18 protein-coding genes are annotated in these 19944 nt (G+C 68.5%); 15 read left to right on the top strand and 3 right to left on the bottom strand.

The window, feature by feature from the left end; genetic code table 11:
- From ACIRR9_RS32590 to ACIRR9_RS32545, 10 genes are all read left to right on the top strand, one after another.
- Window positions 1-366 carry a DUF4233 domain-containing protein gene (locus tag ACIRR9_RS32590; protein WP_403759195.1) on the top strand — a complete coding sequence of 122 codons (366 nt, stop codon included), beginning with the start codon at window positions 1-3 and terminating at the stop codon, window positions 364-366.
- A 67-nt stretch (window positions 367-433) separates the two neighbouring features.
- Window positions 434-847 (top strand): nucleoside-diphosphate kinase, encoded by a 414-nt coding sequence (gene ndk / locus ACIRR9_RS32585; RefSeq protein ID WP_123976989.1) that lies wholly within the window; start codon window positions 434-436, stop codon window positions 845-847.
- Window positions 848-1176: 329 nt separating this feature from the next.
- A complete protein-coding gene (locus tag ACIRR9_RS32580; RefSeq protein WP_099928866.1) occupies window positions 1177-2196 on the top strand; it encodes a rod shape-determining protein in 1020 nt (339 codons plus the stop codon).
- A 183-nt stretch (window positions 2197-2379) separates the two neighbouring features.
- Window positions 2380-3339 (top strand): rod shape-determining protein MreC, encoded by a 960-nt coding sequence (gene mreC / locus ACIRR9_RS32575; protein ID WP_403759192.1) that lies wholly within the window; start codon window positions 2380-2382, stop codon window positions 3337-3339.
- A 14-nt stretch (window positions 3340-3353) separates the two neighbouring features.
- Window positions 3354-4031, top strand: coding sequence for a rod shape-determining protein MreD (gene mreD / locus ACIRR9_RS32570; RefSeq protein ID WP_403759190.1), 678 nt, complete (start codon window positions 3354-3356; stop codon window positions 4029-4031).
- 115 nt (window positions 4032-4146) lie between these two features.
- The gene (gene mrdA, locus ACIRR9_RS32565; RefSeq protein WP_403759187.1) at window positions 4147-6399 is read left to right on the top strand and encodes a penicillin-binding protein 2; all 2253 of its coding nucleotides are present in this window, start codon (window positions 4147-4149) and stop codon (window positions 6397-6399) included.
- Window positions 6396-7595 (top strand): rod shape-determining protein RodA, encoded by a 1200-nt coding sequence (gene rodA, locus ACIRR9_RS32560; RefSeq protein ID WP_403759184.1) that lies wholly within the window; start codon window positions 6396-6398, stop codon window positions 7593-7595. The genes mrdA and rodA overlap by 4 nt, the downstream gene beginning before the upstream one ends.
- 161 nt (window positions 7596-7756) lie before the next feature.
- Window positions 7757-9343 carry a CHAD domain-containing protein gene (locus ACIRR9_RS32555; protein WP_403759181.1) on the top strand — a complete coding sequence of 529 codons (1587 nt, stop codon included), beginning with the start codon at window positions 7757-7759 and terminating at the stop codon, window positions 9341-9343.
- 80 nt (window positions 9344-9423) lie between these two features.
- Entirely contained in the window at window positions 9424-11397 is a 1974-nt protein-coding gene (locus ACIRR9_RS32550; protein ID WP_403759178.1) for a TIGR03960 family B12-binding radical SAM protein, read from the top strand.
- 1 nt (window position 11398) lies between these two features.
- Window positions 11399-11584: a hypothetical protein gene (locus tag ACIRR9_RS32545; protein ID WP_403759175.1), complete on the top strand. Its 186-nt coding sequence runs from the start codon at window positions 11399-11401 to the stop codon at window positions 11582-11584.
- A 44-nt stretch (window positions 11585-11628) separates the two neighbouring features.
- Here ACIRR9_RS32545 and ACIRR9_RS32540 read toward each other — a convergent pair whose 3' ends face one another.
- The gene (locus ACIRR9_RS32540; protein ID WP_403759172.1) at window positions 11629-12306 is read right to left on the bottom strand and encodes a GAP family protein; all 678 of its coding nucleotides are present in this window, start codon (window positions 12304-12306) and stop codon (window positions 11629-11631) included.
- A gap of 378 nt (window positions 12307-12684) precedes the next feature.
- Between ACIRR9_RS32540 and ACIRR9_RS32535 the strand changes: the two genes are divergently transcribed.
- From ACIRR9_RS32535 to ACIRR9_RS32525, 3 genes are all read left to right on the top strand, one after another.
- Window positions 12685-13335, top strand: a complete 651-nt coding sequence (locus tag ACIRR9_RS32535) for a hypothetical protein (protein ID WP_403759360.1) — start codon at window positions 12685-12687, stop codon at window positions 13333-13335.
- Between the two features lie 117 nt (window positions 13336-13452).
- Complete coding sequence (locus ACIRR9_RS32530) at window positions 13453-14805, top strand: Dyp-type peroxidase (protein WP_403759169.1); 1353 nt, start codon at window positions 13453-13455, stop codon at window positions 14803-14805.
- 55 nt (window positions 14806-14860) lie between these two features.
- Window positions 14861-15991, top strand: a complete 1131-nt coding sequence (locus tag ACIRR9_RS32525) for a catalase family protein (RefSeq protein WP_403759166.1) — start codon at window positions 14861-14863, stop codon at window positions 15989-15991.
- Window positions 15992-16229: 238 nt separating this feature from the next.
- On the opposite strand, the gene ACIRR9_RS32520 is transcribed toward ACIRR9_RS32525, so the two are convergent.
- A complete protein-coding gene (locus ACIRR9_RS32520) occupies window positions 16230-17192 on the bottom strand; it encodes a zinc-binding dehydrogenase (RefSeq protein ID WP_403759163.1) in 963 nt (320 codons plus the stop codon).
- 95 nt (window positions 17193-17287) lie between these two features.
- Between ACIRR9_RS32520 and ACIRR9_RS32515 the strand changes: the two genes are divergently transcribed.
- Complete coding sequence (locus ACIRR9_RS32515) at window positions 17288-17923, top strand: TetR/AcrR family transcriptional regulator (protein WP_403759357.1); 636 nt, start codon at window positions 17288-17290, stop codon at window positions 17921-17923.
- Window positions 17924-18196: 273 nt separating this feature from the next.
- On the opposite strand, the gene ACIRR9_RS32510 is transcribed toward ACIRR9_RS32515, so the two are convergent.
- Window positions 18197-18649 (bottom strand): Lrp/AsnC family transcriptional regulator, encoded by a 453-nt coding sequence (locus ACIRR9_RS32510; protein ID WP_403759160.1) that lies wholly within the window; start codon window positions 18647-18649, stop codon window positions 18197-18199.
- A gap of 80 nt (window positions 18650-18729) precedes the next feature.
- Between ACIRR9_RS32510 and ACIRR9_RS32505 the strand changes: the two genes are divergently transcribed.
- On the top strand, window positions 18730-19941 hold the full coding sequence (locus tag ACIRR9_RS32505; protein ID WP_403759157.1) for a MalY/PatB family protein: 1212 nt from the start codon (window positions 18730-18732) through the stop codon (window positions 19939-19941).
- Window positions 19942-19944: the final 3 nt, after the last annotated feature.

The following is a 19944-nucleotide window of genomic DNA, read 5'->3' as shown; positions in this document are numbered from 1 at the left end:
ATGCGGACGCTCTGCTCCTCCACCCTGATCGGCGAGTTCTTCGTCATCGGCTTCGCCGCACTGGTCGCCATGAAGGACCCCGGCCTGGCCGCCTCGACGGTCTGGCTGGTCAGCGGCATCGCGATGTTCCTGTGCGTGGCCCTGTGCGGGGTCATCACCCGGCCGGGCGGCACCGCCCTCGGCTGGGCCCTGCAGATCGCGCTGATCGCCTCCGGGATCTACGTCCCGACCATGTACTTCATGGGCGCGATCTTCGCGGGCCTGTGGTGGGCCTCGGTGCACTACGGCCGGAAGATCGACGAGGCCAAGGCCCGCTTCGCGGCGCAGGCGGCACAGTCCGGGGCCCCGGGGGCTGACGCTGCGTGACGGGCGCCCGGACACGCCCTGTAGCCTCTCCTCACCGCACCTGCCAGTACCGCGAAGGAGCCCCCTAGTGAGCCAGCGCACCCTCGTCCTGCTCAAGCCCGACGCCGTCCGTCGTGGCCTGACCGGCGAGATCATCAGCCGTATCGAGCGCAAGGCCGGCTGGCAGATCACCGCGCTGGAACTGCGCACCCTGGAGCGGGCGACGCTGGAGCAGCACTACGGCGAGCACGTCGGCAAGCCGTTCTACGAGCCGCTGGTCGAGTTCATGGCCTCCGGCCCGGTCGTCGCCCTGATCGTCGAGGGCGAGCGGGTCATCGAGGGCGTCCGCGCGCTCGCCGGCCCGACCGACCCGATCGCCGCCGCGCCCGGCTCCATCCGCGGCGACTTCGGCGTGATCGTCCGCGAGAACCTGATCCACGCGTCCGACTCCGAGGAGTCCGCCGAGCGCGAGGTCAAGATCTTCTTCCCGGGCCGCGCATAACCCCGCCGGGGGCGAACGCGCCCCCGTACGGAGTTTTCGTGGAAGTTTTTGACGAGGCGTCAGCCCGTTGATCTGCGCACCCTGGGACGGCCGAACGATTTCGGCCGTCCCTCGGCATATGCGTGCCGATCGGGGGAACGAGTGGCCCCGTCGGACCGTCTCCAGAAGCGGGGCGGCTCCGTACGTGCTGACAATGGCGAAGACCCTCGCGCAGTGTTCGTGCAGGCGCGTCTACGATGTAAGCCTTCACGTCACAGCACCCACTTCGCCGACCTGAAATGCCCTCAAAAGCTCCCGGGAAGGCCAGACGAATCCTGATGGGGAACTCAATGTCGTTCATCGGCCGTGACATGGCTGTCGACCTCGGGACCGCCAACACGCTGGTGTACGTCAGGGGTCGCGGGATCGTACTCAACGAGCCGTCCGTCGTCGCGATCAACACGAACACCGGTGGAATTCTCGCGGTCGGCGCGGAGGCGAAGAAGATGATCGGGCGCACGCCCGGCAACATCGTCGCCGTCCGCCCGTTGAAGGACGGCGTGATCGCCGACTTCGAGATCACCGAGCGGATGCTCCGTTACTTCATCCTGAAGATCCACAAGCGGCGCTATCTCGCCCGCCCGCGTGTGGTCGTCTGCGTGCCCTCCGGCATCACCGGCGTCGAGCGCCGCGCCGTCATCGAGGCGTCGTCGCAGGCCGGTGCCCGTCAGGTGCACATCATCGAGGAGCCCATGGCCGCCGCCATCGGCTCCGGCCTGCCGGTCCACGAGGCCACCGGCAACATGGTGGTGGACATCGGCGGCGGCACCACCGAGGTCGCGGTCATCTCGCTCGGCGGCATCGTCACCGCCCAGTCCATCCGGGTCGCGGGCGACGAGCTCGACAACGCGATCATCCAGCACATCAAGAAGGAGTACAGCCTCCTCCTCGGTGAGCGGACCGCCGAACAGATCAAGATCACGATCGGTTCGGCGTACGACCTCGACGACGACCAGCACACCGAGATCCGCGGCCGGGACCTGGTCTCCGGCCTGCCGAAGACCGTCGTCATCTCGGCCGCCGAGGTCCGCAAGGCGATCGAGGAACCCGTCAACGCGATCGTCGACGCCGTGAAGACCACCCTCGACAAGTGCCCGCCGGAGCTGTCCGGCGACATCATGGACAGGGGAATCGTTCTGACCGGCGGCGGAGCACTGCTGCGCGGTCTGGACGAGCGGCTGCGCCGGGAGACCGGCATGCCCATCCACATCGCCGAGGACCCGCTGGACAGCGTGGCGCTCGGCTCCGGCAAGTGCGTCGAGGAGTTCGAGGCGCTCCAGCAGGTCCTGGACGCCCAGCCGCGCAGATGACGTAACTCTTCGATTCCGCCGTACGAGATCATCCCCTCTCGTGCGGCGGATCGTTGATATGGAGGCATAAACTCGCCCAAGGCGAGCTCCACCCCACAAGCCTCCGCAACCCCCCACATGCTTCACAAGCTTCCGCAACCAAGCCCCGCAGGTTCCTATTTGAGGAAGGCACGGCCGCCGCACGTGAGGGACACGAAAGAGAGCCGGCTGCTCCTGGTGCTGCTGATCGCCATCGCGTTCGCGCTGATCACGGTGGACATCCGAGGTGGCAGGAACTCCCCGGTCGACGGCGCCCGGCAGGCCGCGGCAGCGGTCTTCGGCCCGATCGAGAACGGCATGTCGACGGTGGTGGACCCGGTCGGCAACGCCGTCTCCGCCGTCCGCGACTCCGGCGCACGACACGACCGGCTGGCCCGGCTGGAGACCCAGAACGCGGCGCTGAAGGCGAAGCTCGGCAGCAGCGACCGCAACCGCAGCCGCCTTGCGCAGCTCGACAAGATGCTGAACATCGCCGCCGAGGGCCAGTACGGCATCAAGGGCGCCCAGGTCATCGGGATAGGAGCGGCCCAGGGCTTCTCCTGGACCGTCACCATCGACGTCGGCGCCAACGACGGCATCAAGCGCGACATGACCGTCCTGAACGGCAACGGCCTCGTCGGCCGCGTCACCACCGTCGGCCCCGACGCCTCCACCGTGCTGCTCGCCAACGACCCCGACTTCACCGTCGGCACCCGCATGGAGGGCAGCGACGAACTCGGCTTCGCCTCCGGGCAGGGCGACCGCCCGCTGCGCGTCGAACTCCTCAACGGCCAGGCCGAGGTGAAGAAGGGCGACCGGCTCGTCACCTTCGGCTCCCAGGGCGACCGGCCCTTCGTGCCCGGCGTCCCGGTCGGCACGGTCACCGGCATCGACCCCTCCAACGGCGGCCTCACCCGCACCCTGTACGTCACGCCGTTCGTGTCCTTCACCAAGCTCGACATCGTCGGCGTGGTCATCGAGGCACCGAAGAAGGACCCGCGCGACGAGGTGCTCCCGGCCAAGCCGAAACCCACCCCGATCCCCACGGTGACCGTCACGGTCACCCCGTCCGCGGACGCCGGCGCCAGCGCCGGCGCGTCCGACACCAGCAGCCCGCAGCGGTAGGAGCTGAATCCCCCATGCGTGTCAACCGGATCCTGCTCTCCTCCGCCCTGGTCGTCGTCGCCCTGGTGATCCAGGTGAGCGTCCTCGCCCGCCTCCACCTCCCGGGCGCCGTCCCCGACCTGCTGCTGCTCACCGTCCTCGGCCTCGCCATGGTCTACGGCCATGTGGGCGGCGCCCTCGTCGGCTTCGGCGCCGGACTGCTCGCCGACCTCGCCCCGCCCGCCGACCACGCGGCCGGCCGCTACGCCCTGGTGCTGTGCGTCGTCGGCTACTTCGCCGGGCTCATCAAGCCGGAGAACGGCCGCCTCAAGTCCGCGACCGGCCCGATGATCGTCGTGGTCGCCGCCGCCATCGGCTCCACCCTGCTCTACGCGGGCGTCGGCGCCCTCGTCGGCGACACCGCCGCCCGGCACGTCGGCATGACGAGCCTGCTGATCACGGCCGCCCTGTACGACCTGCTGCTCGCCCCGTTCGTGGTCCCCGGCATCATCGCCCTGGCCCGCCGCGCCGACAACGACCCGCTGACCGAGGCCAACTCCGGCACCAAGGCGGGTGACATCTCCTCGGGCTGGATCTCCTCCGGCACCGGAATGCGCATCGGCGGCCAGCGCGGCGGCCTCGGCGGCCTGAAGGCCAGGGCCCGCACCCGCAACGTCCGCGTCGGCCGCATCAAGGGGGTCAAGCGCCTGTGAACGCGGCGGAGTTCACCCGAACGGGGACACCGGGGCGGAACGCGGCCTCACAGGTAGATCGTTCATCATTCGTACGCGCACGCGCATTTGTGCAGGGAAAGGGGGAGGCAGCCCAGTGACCAACATTCCCGAGACCGGTCGGACCCCACGCGTCCAGATCCGTCTCGTCGTCATCCAGATCCTGGTCCTCTCCCTGCTCGGCACCCTCGGCGGCCGGCTGTGGTACCTGCAGATCCGCGAGGGCGCCGAGTACCAGAAGGAAGCCTCCGGCAACCACGTCCAGCAGGTCGTCGAACCCGCCGTGCGCGGCTCGATACTGGACGCCCGCGGAGTCCCGATCGCGGACAACGAGACCCGGCTCGTCGTCTCCGCCTCCCGCACCGACCTGCTCAAGCAGAAGGACGACGGCAAGGCGGTCCTGACCAAGCTCGCCGGCGTCCTCGGGATGAAGCCCGAGGACGTCATGCAGAAGGTCCGCCTCTGCGACGCCAAGACCCCGCAGCCCTGCTGGAACGGCTCGCCGTACCAGCCGATCCCGATCACCGACAAGGCCACCGCCAAGCAGGCCCTGCAGATCCGCGAGCGCTCCGAGGACTTCCCCGGCATCACCGCCGAGCCCGAGGCCGTGCGCCGCTACCCGGCCCCCGGCAAGTCCAACACCGCGCAGGTCCTCGGCTACCTCTCGCCGGTCACCGACGGCGAGATCGAGCAGGCCAAGGACACCAACTCGCCCTACCTGCGCTCCGACATGGTCGGCCGCTCCGGCCTGGAGCGCGAGTACGACAAGGAGCTGCGCGGCAAGGCCGGCGTCACCCGCTACGAGGTCGACAACCTCGGCCGCGTCATCGGAAAGGCCAAGTCCGACGCCGCCGAGCCCGGTTCGAACCTCGTCACCAGCATCGACTCCCGCGTCCAGCGCGTCGCCGAGTACGAGCTGGAGAACGCGATGAAGGTCGCCCGCCAGCAGTACGACAAGATCACCCAGGAGAACTACAAGGCCGACTCCGGCGCCGTCGTCGTGATGGAGGCCAAGACCGGCCGGATCGTCGCCATGGCCTCCGCGCCGAACTACGACCCGAACGTCTGGGTCGGCGGCATCTCCGCCAAGGACTACAAGGCCCTCACCGGCAAGAACTCCGACTACCCGCTGCTCAACAGGGCCATACAGGGTCAGGCGGCCCCCGGTTCGACGTTCAAGGTGGTCTCCACGGCCGCCGCGGTCCAGGCCGGCTACGCCTGGGACGGCGGCTACCCCTGCACCAGCTCCTACTCGGTCGGCGGCCAGGTCTTCAAGAACTTCGAGGGCGAGAACTTCGGCCCGATCTCCCTCGGCCGCGCGCTGGAGGTCTCCTGCGACACCGTCTTCTACGGCCTCGCCGACAGCCAGTGGAAGAAGGACGGCGGTATCAACCCCAAGAAGGGCCAGCCCAAGGACTGGTTCTTCAAGACCGCCCACCAGTTCGGCCTCGGCAAGGAGACCGGCATCGACCTGCCCAACGAGGTCACCGGCCGCGTCCCCGACCGCCAGTGGAAGCTCGACTACTGGAAGGCCAACAAGGACGCCTGGTGCAAGTCCGGGAAGAAGGACGGCACCTACGTCGAGAAGATCGAGTACGAGAACTGCCTCGAAGGCAACAAGATGCGCGAGGGCGACGAGATCAACTACTCCATCGGCCAGGGCGACACCCTCGTCACGCCGATACAGGAGGCGATGATCTACGGCGCCGTGGCCAACGGCGGCACCGAGTACCAGCCGACCATCGGCAAGGCGGTCATCAGCGCCGACGGCAAGACCGTCCAGGAGATCAAGCCCAAGGCGCTCCGCAAGCTGCCCGTCAGCCAGGCCACCATCAAGGGCATGGACGAGGCCTTCGCGGGCGTCATCACCCGCGGTACGGCCGCCTGGAAGTTCGGCGGCTGGCCGCAGGACAAGATCGCCCTGCACGGCAAGACCGGTACCGCCGAGGTCTACGGCAAGCAGACCACGTCCTGGCTCGCCACCTACACCAAGGACTACACGGTCATCATGACCATCGCCCAGGCCGGTACCGGTTCCGGTGCCTCCGGTGAGGCGGTCCGCAACATCTACAGCGCGCTCTACGGCGTCCAGGCCGACGGTTCCGTCGACAAGTCGAAGGCGCTGCTCTACACCCCGCAGAAGGGCCTGCCGAAGGTCCGCACGGACGGCACCATCGCCTCCCCGAAGGTCTCCAAGGACCCGGCGAAGGACTTCCAGGCCTCCCAGCAGGACAAGAAGAGCACCGACAACGGGCAGACCCCGGCCGCCACCACGGCCTCACCGTCGACGGGCAACCGCACCACCCGCAGGCGGCCGCGCAAGCGGGGAAGCCGGAGGATGCTCACATGACCGGCGTCAACAGCTTCTCCGTCTCCGGCTACGGCCCGGCACGCGCCGGCTGGACCCGGGTCTTCGCCCGCGACTCGCTGACCCGCCGCCTGGACTGGCCGATGATGCTGGCCGCCCTCGCACTGTCCCTGCTCGGCTCGCTCCTCGTCTACTCGGCGACCCGCAACCGCACCGAGATCAACCAGGGCGACCAGTACTACTTCCTGATCCGGCATCTGATGAACACCGGCATCGGGCTCGCCCTGATGATCGGCACGGTCTGGGTCGGCCACCGCCAGCTGCGCAACGCGGTGCCGATCCTCTACGGCCTCTCCGTGCTCGGCATCCTCGCGGTGCTCACCCCGCTGGGCGCCACCATCAACGGCAGCCGCAACTGGATCGTCTTCGGCGGCGGCTTCTCGCTGCAGCCCGCCGAGTTCGTGAAGATCACGATCATCCTGGGGATGGCGATGATACTGGCGGCCCGGGTGGACGCCGGTGACAAGCCGTACCCGGACCATCGCACCGTCCTGCAGTCCCTGGGCCTGGCCGCGGTCCCGATCCTGGTCGTGCTGCTCATGCCCGACCTCGGCACGGTCCTGGTCCTGGTGACCATCATCCTCGGCGTGCTGCTCGCCTCCGGCGCCTCCAACCGCTGGATCTTCGGCCTGCTCACCGCCGGTGTGCTCGGCTGTGTCGCCATCTGGCAGCTGCACATCCTGGACCAGTACCAGATCAACCGCTTCGCCGCCTTCGCCAACCCCAGCCTCGACCCGGCCGGCGTCGGCTACAACACCAACCAGGCCCGGATCGCCATCGGCTCCGGCGGCCTGACCGGCGCGGGCCTGTTCCACGGCTCGCAGACCACCGGCCAGTTCGTCCCCGAGCAGCAGACCGACTTCGTCTTCACGGTCGCGGGGGAGGAGCTGGGCTTCGTCGGCGCGGGCCTGATCATCCTGCTGCTCGGCGTCGTCCTGTGGCGCGCCTGCCGTATCGCCCGCGAGACGACCGAGCTGTACGGCACGATCGTCGCGGCCGGCATCGTGGCGTGGTTCGCCTTCCAGGCGTTCGAGAACATCGGCATGACCCTCGGCATCATGCCGGTCACCGGCCTGCCTCTGCCCTTCGTCTCGTACGGCGGCTCGTCGATGTTCGCGGTGTGGGTCGCCGTGGGGCTGCTGCAGTCGATCAGGGTGCAGCGCCCGATGTCGGCGTAGCCGCGCGGCGGACAGCGACGAGGGCGAGGGCGAGAACGAGAGCGAGGACGAGGCGAACGCGCCGTTTCCGGTGTGTTCACCTCGTCCTCATTTTCATTCTTCCTCCGATTTACCCGCTTCGGCCGCTGTCCTTGGGGCGCCCGGACTACTAGATTCGGTTCATGGCGGATGCGAAGCGTGAAATCGAGCGCAAGTACGAATCCGATGACAGTGGGCTGCCCGACCTGACCGGCGTCGCCGGGGTGGCGAACGTCCTGGACAAGGGCACCGCCGAACTCGACGCGACCTACCACGACACCTCCGACCTGCGCCTGGCCTCGGCAAGAGTCACCCTGCGCCACCGCACCGGCGGCAGCGACGCGGGCTGGCACCTCAAACTCCCGGTGGCCCCGGGCATCCGCGACGAGATCCACGCCCCACTCTCCGACACGCTCCCCGACGAACTGGCCGCCCTGGCCCGCTCCAGGGTCCGCGAGGGCCGGCTGATCCCGGTGATACGGCTGCGCACCACCCGCGAGATCCAGCACCTCGTCGACGCCGACGGGAAACTGCTCGCCGAGCTGAGCGTGGACCGCGTCCGCGCCGAGCGGCTCTTCGGCGGCACGGGCACGGCACAGTGGACCGAGATCGAGGTGGAACTGGCCGAGGGCGGTGACCCGGCCTTCCTCGACAAGGTGGAGAAACGGTTGGGCAAGGCGGGCGTACGCCCCTCGAAGTCCGCGTCCAAGCTGGCCCGGGCCCTGTCCGAGACCAAGGGCGGCAAGCCACGACCGAAGAAGAAGGCCGCGGGCAGAGCGGGGACGGCCGGCAGACCGGCGATCACGGCTGGCGAACCGGCGATGACAGCCGGCGAACCGGCGGGGACAGCCGGCAGACCGGTCACGGCCGGCGACCACGTCATGGCCTACGCCCGTGCCCAGCGGGACGCGATCGTCGAGCTCGACCCGGCCGTACGCCTGGACACCGAAGAGGGCGTGCACGACATGCGCGTCGCCACCCGCCGACTGCGCAGCACGTTCCGCACCTTCGGCAAGGTCCTCGACCGGACGGTCACCGACCCGATCGCCGACGAGCTGAAATGGCTGGCCGGCGAGCTGGGCGTGGGCCGCGACCAGGAAGTCCTCGCCGAACGCCTGCTCGCGGCCCTCGCCGACCTGCCCGACACCCTTGTCACCGGCCCCGTCCACGACCGCATGCGGAGCTGGGCCGATGAGGGCGAGCGCGGCTCCCGGGGCCGGCTGCTGGGCGTCCTGGACTCCGAGCGCTACATCGCCCTCCTGGACACGCTCGACGCCTTCGTCGCCGACCCGCCCCTGCTGAAGGCGGCGGCCGGCGACCCGGAGAAGGTGCTCGCCAAAGCCGTGCACAGGGACTTCGCGAAGGTCGCCGACCTGATCGAGACGGGCATGGCACAGCCCCCCGGCCACGACCGCGACCTCGGCTTGCACGAGGCCCGCAAGAAGGCCAAGCGCACCCGCTACGCGGCCGAGGCCGCCCAGCCGGCTCTCGGCAAGCCTGCCAAGACCCTGCTCAAGTCCATGAAGTCCCTCCAGACCCTGCTCGGCGAGCACCAGGACAGCGTGATGGCCCGCGAAACCCTGCGCGAGCTGTCCGCGGTGGCACACGCGGCGGGCGAGAGCGCCTTCACCTACGGGCTGCTCTACGGCCGCGAGGAGCAGCGGGCGGCGGCGGCCGAGGCCGGACTGCCGGAGCAGTGGCAGGCGGTCAGGACCGGGGCACCCCTCTGATCGGAGCGTACGGGGGAGGCCGCCGACCGGGTTAGGCTAGATGGTCCCCCCTGTCAGCTCACGAAGGTCCGGTCCGCGAGATGCCTGCCGAAGCCGCAGCTCAGGTCGCCGAGTCTGTGTTCCCGCAGCTCGAAGCACTGCTCCCGCACGTGCAGAAGCCGATCCAGTACGTCGGCGGAGAGCTCAACTCCACGGTCAAGCCGTGGGAGACCAGCGACGTCCGCTGGGCGCTCATGTACCCGGACGCGTACGAGGTCGGTCTGCCCAACCAGGGCGTCATGATCCTCTACGAGGTCCTCAACGAGCAGGAGGGCGTCCTCGCCGAGCGCACGTACAGCGTGTGGCCGGACCTGGAGGCGCTGATGCGCGAGCACCGGGTCCCGCAGTTCACGGTGGACAGCCACCGCCCGGTGAAGGCCTTCGACGTGTTCGGCCTGTCGTTCTCCACGGAGCTCGGCTACACGAACATGCTCACGGCGCTGGACCTGGCGGGCATCCCCCTGGAGTCCAAGGACCGCACCCTCGACGACCCGATCGTCCTCGCGGGCGGCCACGCGGCCTTCAACCCCGAGCCGATCGCGGACTTCATCGACGCGGCGATCATCGGCGACGGCGAACAGGCCGTCCTCGACATGACGAAGATCATCCGTGAGTGGAAGGCGGAGGGCCGCCCCGGCGGCCGCGAGGAGGTCCTCTTCCGCCTGGCGAAGACCGGCTCCGTCTACATCCCGGCGTTCTACGACGTCGAGTACCTCCCCGACGGCCGTATCGCCCGCGTGGTCCCCAACAAGTCGGGCGTCCCCTGGCGCGTCTCCAAGCACACGGTCATGGACCTCGACGAGTGGCCCTACCCCAAGCAGCCGCTGGTCCCGCTCGCCGAGACGGTCCACGAGCGCATGTCCGTCGAGATCTTCCGCGGCTGCACGCGCGGCTGCCGCTTCTGCCAGGCCGGCATGATCACCCGCCCGGTCCGCGAGCGCTCCATCACCGGCATCGGCGAGATGGTCGACAAGGGCCTCAAGGCGACGGGCTTCGAGGAGGTCGGCCTGCTCTCCCTGTCCTCCGCCGACCACTCGGAGATCGGCGACATCGCCAAGGGCCTGGCCGACCGCTACACCGAGGACAAGATCGGCCTGTCCCTGCCCTCCACCCGCGTCGACGCCTTCAACATCGACCTGGCGAACGAACTGACGCGCAACGGCCGCCGCTCCGGCCTGACCTTCGCCCCCGAAGGCGGCTCGGAACGCATCCGCAAGGTCATCAACAAGATGGTCTCCGAGGACGACCTCATCCGTACGGTCTCGACGGCCTACGGCAACGGCTGGCGCCAGGTGAAGCTGTACTTCATGTGCGGCCTGCCCACCGAGACCGACGACGACGTCCTCCAGATCGCCGACATGGCGACGAAGGTGATCGCCAAGGGCCGCGAGGTCTCCCGCTCCAACGACATCCGCTGCACGGTGTCGATCGGCGGCTTCGTCCCCAAGCCCCACACCCCCTTCCAGTGGGCCCCGCAGCTCTCCGCGGAGGAGACGGACGCCCGCCTCGAAAAGCTCCGGGACAAGATCCGCGGCGACAAGAAGTACGGCCGCTCGATCGGCTTCCGCTACCACGACGGCAAGCCCGGCATCGTGGAAGGCCTGCTGTCGAGGGGCGACCGCCGCATCGGCGCCGTCATCCGCGCCGTCTACGAGGACGGCGGCCGCTTCGACGGCTGGCGCGAGCACTTCTCCTACGACCGCTGGATGGCCTGCGCCGACAAGGCCCTCGCCTCCACCGGCGTGGACGTCGACTGGTACACCACCCGCGAGCGCACCTACGAGGAGGTCCTCCCCTGGGACCACCTCGACTCGGGCCTCGACAAGGACTGGCTCTGGGAGGACTGGCAGGACGCCCTCGACGAGACAGAGGTCGAGGACTGCCGCTGGACCCCCTGCTTCGACTGCGGGGTGTGCCCGCAGATGGATACGGCCATACAAATCGGCCCGACCGGCAAGAAGTTGCTGCCTCTGACGGTCAAGAAGGACGCTCCGACCAGCGGACACACTCACTGACGTGAGCGAGACGCTCGATCGGGTGATGGAGGCGCTGGCGGGAGTGAGTGACGACGAGGTGGCGGCTGCACTGGCTGTGGCCGGTGCTCCGCGTCCTCGTCCGGCGGTGCCTCCGGCGTCCTCTCCGACGCCGTTGCCAGGCCCTGGAAGCGCTTCGAACATCGTCTCCGAGGTGGAGTGGATCTGAGAGCTTCCGAGGCTTGCGCGTGACTACGTAGCGCCTCAGGTTCGTCAAGAGGCGAGGATGGAGATGCCGTCTCCGAACAGCTTCAAACCGAGAACGAAGAACAGGACGGCCATTACGGCGACGTTGTGCTGAGCTGCCCAGTCTTTCCAGTTGCCCAGTGTGGTCCTGGCTCGCTCTCCCCCGAGGAGGAAGACCGCCAGCGGGGCCAGCAGGCCGAGGGTAGCGATCACAACAAAGATGGCGAGCGATGCGATCTGCTGCCCGACCGGTAGTCCGGCTGAGCCGATAGAGGCGCCCGCTGCGATGGTCAGCGGGGCGTTCTTGGCGTTGAGCGCGGCCAGGGCCAGCCCGAGTGCGAAGATCTTGACCGGCGCGAGGCGGTCGATCGCACCCATCCACTTCGGCAGCTGGGCTTGCGAGGGATCCCTCGGGCGCCGGTGCCATTGCCGGGCGCCGAAGACGAGCAGGAACAGGCCCAGAGCAAGTTTCAGGGCTCCTACCCAGGTGGTCGGCTGATGGTGGGCTGAGGCACCCGTGGGGGAAGCGATCCCCAGCATGATCGCGCCCAGGGCCGAGAGTCCCAGGATCCAGCCGACGGTGAAAAGGATCCCGTTGAGACGTCCCTGGGGCGTGGCGAGTATCAGGATGATGGCGATGATCGGGAGCGGGCTGACCGCGACGGCAGCCGCGAAACCCAGCACGTCACCGAGGACTTTGCCCATGGCTGCCTCCGTACGGGGGTCAGGGTGGCGATCCAGTTGAGCAGGGTTCGGCGGAAGGGAGAGCCACGACCGTCTGGGCGCCGCAACGATTGCTCCGTGACCGGCTGCGCCGCTGTCTGCACGGCTTTGCGGAGGCGGCTTCCAGAGAAGCTTCCCGAGAAGGGGGACAGCGACGTATACGGCGTCTCCCAGGTCCATCGTCCTGCGCCTCGCCATATCTGTCCTCGGGAGCCGCTCGGGACGCGAAGCCCCGGCATGGCATGGCCGCGCCCGCGCTGCACGGAGCGTAAGCGACCATGGTGTCCGCCTGTGATCACAATGCCCAGGGGCCGAGATGCGGGACAGTGCACCGGCAGCAAGGATTGACGTGTGAGGGCGATGGTGCCTCGTGCTGGGACGCTTGGCGACCCTCGCACCGATCCGCGGCAGGAGAGCTTCGCGATGACTGCGACAGGTGCAAACCAGCCGGCTCACCCTGAGCACCCGGGCAGGACGGACGGGGTCTCTAACGAGTTCACCGTTTTCACCAAGATCAAGCCAGGCGAGGCCGATGCATTGCGCAGGGATCTCACCTGGCTCGGCGACGCGGCGAATGACGAGAACGTCCATGCGGCGCTGCGTCAGATCGGCACGCTGCATGACGCACGGCATGTCATTTTCGACAACGACACCAGGTTCATGTTCGCCAGCGTCTTCGACGGCTCCTGGGACACCTACATCGACGACTTCGCCAAGACCGTGGTCGGAGAACGCTTCGACAAGGTCTTCTCACACAGTGAAGGGTTCCCCGGCATCAAAGATCCTGGGGTCAAGGACTGGTTCCTCGCCCACCAGGAGCCCGCCGGGGTCTTCGTCAGCGCCTACCCCCAATTGACCGTTCAGCAGATCTACAAGGACCAGCGCGTGGACGACGCGTTCCAGGAGGTGCTGGACACCCCCGAGTTCCGAACGGCGCTGGAGAACCCGGCCAACGCGGAATTGGTGGCAACGCCCGCCTTCCAGAAGCTGCTGGCGGAAGCCTCGGCCTAGGCCCCGGACCCACCCGACTCGCAGAGCCGACCCGGATTCGGCGGACTGCGCCGACAAGCGCGCACCAGTCGCTGCAGGGCTGCCCGGGCAGAGACCGATGTGGAGGCACAAGCGATCATGAACACCCCGGACAGCGGCACCCCGGCCGACGTGAGCGTGGAGATCGACGACATCCAGAGCGGAGCCCTGCGACCGCGCCCCGTGCCCTACGCGGGAAAGTACATCTTCCTGCGCGTCGACGACCGCCACGCCGGCCGTGCTCTGTTGCGGCGGCTGCTCCCGCTGACCTCCGGCGGCCTGCCCGGTGCCGACCGGAACCAGGACACCTGGGTCGCGGTGGCGTTCACCTACCAGGGACTGAGGGCCCTCGGGGTGCCGCAGGAGTCGCTGGACAGCTTTCCGCGCGCGTTTCGTGAGGGCATGGCCGCCCGGGCGGAGCTGATCGGCGACGTCGACGAGAGCGCACCGGACCACTGGGAGGCACCGTTCGGAACCGGGGATGTCCACATCGCGCTGAGTGCCCTCTCCTCGGACACGGGGCAGCTCGGCCAGGAGCTGGAGCGGGCCCGCGCCGTCTACGAGGACACACCCGGTGTCCAGGTGGTCTGGCAGCAGGACGTGCGCCAGCTCCCGACCGGGCGCACCACCTTCGGTTTCCGTGACGGCATCAGCCATCCGAACATCGAGGGCGTCGGACTGCCCGGCTCCAACCCGCAGGAAGTGCCCATCAAGGCCGGCGAGTTCATCCTCGGCTACCCCGACGAAACCGGGAACCTGCCGCCCATGCCCGTCCCCGACGTCCTGGGCCGCAACGGGACCTACGTGGCCGTCCGCAAGATCCACACCAACGTGGCCGCCTGGCGCCGGTACCTGCGCGCGAACACCTCCAGCGCCGAGGAGGAGGCCCGCTTGGCAGCGAAGATGGTCGGGCGATGGCCCAGCGGGGCACCCTTGACGCTGTCACCGGAGCACGACGACCCGGAGCTTGCGGCCGACCCGCACCGCGTCAACAACTTCCTGTACCGGCAGAACGACGACCGAGGGTACCGGTGCCCCGCCGGTGCCCACATCCGGCGCACCAACCCTCGCGACTCCACCATCATCGGCGACGCACGGATGCACCGCCTCATCCGCCGCGGAACCACCTACGGACCGCCGTTGCCCGAGGGCGTGCTGGAGGACGACGGCGCCGACCGCGGCCTGATCGGAGCATTCATCGGAGCCCATCTGGAACGACAGTTCGAGTTCATCAAGGCCGAGTGGGTCAACGACGGCAACTTCATCGGCTACCCCGGCGAAAAAGACCCGGTGGCCGGGCATCACGGCGGAACCGGCACCGTCACCATCCCGGAGAAGCCGGTCCGGCGCCGTCTGCAGGACCTGCCCAGCTTCGTGGTCACCCGCGGCGGCGAGTACTGCTTCGTGCCGGGTCTGCGTGCCCTGCACTGGCTCGCCGAGTTGGAGGGCTGAGGACGGTTCCTGCCTCCTGAGACCCGGCCACGATCTTCGAGGAGAGGCCGAAGTCATGGCAGCACAGTTCGTCCCCTACACGCCGGACGTCGAAGACGATGACCCGAACTTCGACCAGCACCTGAAAACGGTGATCGAGAAGACCGAGAGCTACATCGCCGAGTCGGTCAGCGCCGGTGGCACCGGACAGGCCCTCCGCGACGCCCATGCCAAGGGCTACGGGCTGGTCCGGGGAGAAGTGGAGATCCTGGCCGGGCTTCCCCCCGAGTACGCCCAGGGCATCTACGCGACTCCGGGAACCCACGACGCCCTCATCCGCTTCTCCAACGGCTCACCGCACGCCGGCGCCGACGCGCGACTGGGCGCCGCCATCGGACTGGCGCTGAAGATGTTCGACATCCCCGGCCCGACCCTGCTGGAGGACGAGCCGGACACAGGCACGTTTGACTACGCGAACATCAATGGACCGATCTTCTTCTGCAACACGATCGAGCACTACCTGTTCATCCAGGACTTGTTCCTGAACGCGCCGGCGTACTTCGCTCAGGGCCGGCCCGGCGCACATCGATTCTTCACCGAATTCGTGACCGGAAAGGGAACCCTGGACCAGGACAACTGGGCGTGGGACGAATTCCTGGCTCTCCTGCGCCTGTCGAAGACCGCTCCGACGAACGTGCTGCTGTCCAGTTACTGGACGATGGGCGCGGTCCGGCACGGGGACTACATCGCCAAGGTACGCATCACACCCGACCCGGCCTTCGCCGCCGCAGTGGTCCGACGCACCATCGACCCCACCTCCGCGCAGGAGGTCTTCCGGCCGGCCCTGCAAGCCGAACTGCAGGAGCGGCCCTACGCCTTCGACATCCAGGTCCAGCTCTGCACCGACCTGGCCCGCATGCCGGTGGAGGACACCACCGTGGAATGGCCCGAACAACTCTCGCCATCCGTCACCGTGGCCAAACTGCGGCTGCCCCAGCAGGACATCTCCGGCCCGGAGAACCTCGCGAAGATGGACGCGCTGTCCTTCACACCCTGGCGGGTCACCGCAGAGCACGCTCCCCTGGGCAACATCATGCGGGCTCGCAAGGAGGTCTACCGGCACTCCTCCATAGAACGCCACAAGCTCAACCAGCAGCCGCGCACGGAGCCACGCAGCGCCGACGAAGTGCTCGGTTCGACCCAATGAAGCCGACATTGCCCGCAGCCTGACGCGACATCAGGTCGTGGAACGGGCTGGGCGGGCGGCTTCGGGCCGCAGGGCATCGATCGGCGCGGTGTCTTGTCGCGGTGGTTGTATGTGGCTGGCCGCCCGCAGATGGACACCCACATCCAGATCGGTCCGACCGGCAAGAAGCTGCTGCCTCTGACCGTGGTCAACAAGTAGTGCGGTCGGGCTCTGCGGGAACGCCCGCAGGGCCCACCGGCTACGGGATGAGCACGATCCTGCCGAACACCTCGCCCGCATCCATCTTGCGGTGCGCCGACACGGCCTGTTCCAACGGCAACAACTCGTGCACCACCGTGCGGAGTTCGCCGCGACCCGCCGCAGCGAACTGTTCGGTTCGAACGGCACGCCGATCGGGTGCGCTCACGGTGTCGGCGCTGAACGTCGCGAACGACATGGACTTCCGGAACGCCGCCATCATGCTCATGCCGAAGTCGGCCGGCGGCGGTCCGCCGACCATGCCGACGGCCACCATGCGGCCGTTCGGGTTGAGCTTCTCGAAGAACGAGGGCATGTCCGTACCCGCGACGATGTCGATGATGACGTCGTAGCCGGCGGGAGCGTCCTCGTCCCCTGCGCCGGAACGGTCCAGAACATGTGTTGCGCCGAGCTTGCGCAGGCGTTCGCCGCGCTCGGCCGACGATGTCGTGACAGCCACCGCACCGGCGCCGGCACCGGCCGCGAGCTGGACCGCCATGATCCCGATGCTGCCGGCCGCGCCGCGTACCAGCACCGACTCGCCAGGGCCGAAGTGGGCATGGGAGAGAGCGAAGTAGGCAACCACTCCGGAACTCCCGAGCGTCACCGCGTCGGCGGCGGACAACTCCGCCGGGAGGGGGAGGATCTCCTCGACCGGGGCGACTGCCTGTTCCGTGTAACCGCCGCCGACGCCGGTGAACGCCCACACGCGCCGACCGATCCATGACGTGTCGACCTCGTCACCGACCGCTGTCACAGTGCCCGTCACTTCGCTGCCGGGGACGTGGCCTTCCTTGAAGCCATAGGCGGCCAAGGCACCGCTTCGGACCAGGGTGTCGACACCGCCGACGCCGATCGCCTCGGTGTTGATCAGCACATGCCCACGTGTGGGGACCGGGGCCGGAAGGTCGATGACCGCCAGACCTTCGGCGCTTCCGAACGTCTTGATCGTGACTGCTTTCAAGGCCGTCTCCTGCTTCTGGGGCCGGTGGGGACGGAGCCGCCCGCCGATCCCGGACGCTAACGGACGCCTGCGTCCGTTTCGCTAAAGTGAGAGCGGTGACCGACCGTTTGCCTCAGACCTTGCGCTCGGACGCCCAGGGCAACCGTGAACGCATCCTCGATGCGGCCCGCACGCTGTTCGCCGCAGAGGGGCTGAACGTGACGATGCGCGCGATCGCCCGGCGCGCCGAAGTGGGCCCCGCCACGCTGTACCGCCGGTTTCCGACCAAGCAGATGCTGGTCACCGAAGCGTTCATGGAGCAGATGCGCGCCTGTCACGCCATCGTCGACGAGGGGCTCGCCGATCCGGATCCGTGGCGCGGCTTCTGCCTTGTGATCGAGAGAACCTGCGAGCTGCATGCCCACAACCGGGGCTTCACGGACGTCTTCATGGTGACCTTCCCCGACGCGGTGGACTTCGCTGCGGACCGCGAGCACACGCTGAACTCGATCGCCGAACTCGCCCGTCGTGCTCAGAGCACCGGCCGGCTGCGCCCCGACTTCGTGCTGGACGACCTGATCCTCATGCTCATGGCCAACAGAGGCATCCACACCACCTCGACGACCACCCGGGTCGCGGCTTCACGTCGCTTCGCCGCACTGGTGATCCAGGCGTTCCAGACGCCCCCGACGCACGTTCCGCTACCACCGGTGGCACGGTCGGCATCCGCAGCACCCCTCAAGAACGTGTGACGACATGCGAGGACGTCACCTCATCGGCTCTTCCTCGCCGGTCAAGAACGCAAGCCCGACACCGGCTTCCAGCGGTCACACGCACTGAGGTGACCGGGGCGCTGGTGGCGACGGGCGCTCCGGTGGCGCCTGTCGCTCTGGCTGCGCCGCGTGCGTCGCGTTCTCGTCCGTCGGCGCCGTCGGCCTCCTCCCGGACGGCATTGCCGCCTCTTGGAGAAGCCTCGGCTCTTGGCCCTTTCCCTGCCAGGGAGGAGTTCGAGGAACGAGGGGCCGTTAGACGGGCATGGGGCGGCCGGCGATGACGCGCTTCATGACGATCGTCGAGGAGAGCTGGTTGACGTTGGGCAGTGTGGCCAGCTTCTCCTCGAAGAGTTGCTGGTAGGCCTCCAGGTCGGCGGTCACCACGCGCAGCAGGTAGTCGGGAGTGCCGAACAGCCGTTCCGCCTGGATCACTTCGGGGATGGCTGCAAGCCCTTGGTCGAAGGCCGCGAGCTGTTCGCGGTCGCCGTGGCGCAGATGGACGAAGACCAGGACCTCGAAGCCCAGACCGACGGCGGCGCCATTGAGTGCGGCGTGGTAGCCGCTGATCACGCCGGTGCGTTCGAGTTCACGCAGGCGCCGCTGGCACCGGGACACGCTGACCCGTACTCGTTCGGCCAGCTCGGTGATCGTCTGTCTGCCGTCCTCCTGCAGCCGCGCAAGAATTTCGCGGTCGATAGCGTCCATGCGTCGAATTCTCGCATCGATGCGGCGATACACCGACAGAAGGCAAACACCTTGCGCCGTATCGCGCCTACTATGGCCACATGAGCGGCACGAATAGCATCAAAAGTGGCATATCCGGTAAAGTCGACCCTCTGCGTCAGCTCTCCCTCGACCGGCTGCGGCTGCGTACGAGCGAGAAATGGCACGTCTACCCCCGCGACGTGCTGCCGCTGTTCGTGGCCGAGATGGATGTACCGCTGGCGGACCCGGTGGCCCGGGCCATCACGGACGCGGTCGGCCGCGGCGACACCGGGTACCCGGCCGGCACGGCCTACGCCGAGGCCCTGGCCGAGTTCGCGCGGAAGCGGTGGGACTGGGACGGCGTCAGCGTGGAGCGCACGGCGATGGTGCCGGACGTGATGCGCGGCATCGTCGAGATCCTGGACGTGATTTCCTCCCCGGCCGACGCCGTGGTGATCAACTCCCCTGTGTATGCGCCCTTCTACCACTTCGTGGAGCACACGGGCCGCCGCATCGTGGAAGCCCCGCTGGGCGATGGCCGGCGCATCGACTTCGCCGTCCTGGAAGCGGCGTTCGAGCGGGCCGCTCGGCACGGATCGCGGCCGGTGTACCTGCTGTGCAGCCCGCACAATCCCACGGGGACCGTGCACACCGCCGACGAGCTGGCCACCGTTGCCGCTCTGGCGGCGCGGCAGGGCGTGCGCGTCGTCTCCGACGAGATCCATGCCCCTCTCGTGCTGTCCGGGGCCGTGTTCGTGCCCTATCTGAGTGTCCAGGGCGCCGAGGACGGCATGGCGCTGATGTCGGCGTCCAAGGCCTGGAACCTGGCCGGTCTGAAGGCCGCTGTCGCCCTCGCCGGTCCTGCCGCGGCCGGCGATCTCGCCCGGATCCCGGCCTGGGTGCGGGAAGGCCCCAGCCACCTTGGCGTCATCGCCCACACCGCGGCCCTGCGCGACGGTGTCCCCTGGCTCGACGCCCTGTTGGGCGGCCTCGACGCCAACCGCCGGCATCTCGCCGATCTCCTCGCCGAGCATCTGCCCGGCGTCCGTTACCGGTTCGGCGAGGGCACCTACCTCGCCTGGCTGGATTGCCGGGACCTGGGCCTGGGCGACGACCCCGCGGGCGTCTTCCTCGAACACGGCAAGGTGGCACTCAATTCAGGTCCCTCGTTCGGGACCGGCGGTGCGGGACACGCTCGCCTGAACCTGGCCACCTCACCCGAACTGCTCACCGAAGCGGTACGCCGCATGGCCGCGGCAACAGCCATTTGCGGCATCACCCCGGCACCATGAGGG

This window comes from Streptomyces sp. NPDC101234 (genome assembly GCF_044767525.1).
GTDB lineage: Bacteria > Actinomycetota > Actinomycetes > Streptomycetales > Streptomycetaceae > Streptomyces > Streptomyces sasae.
Note: the sequence above shows the minus strand (reverse complement) of the source record. Positions and strands in the feature narration are given on the sequence as shown.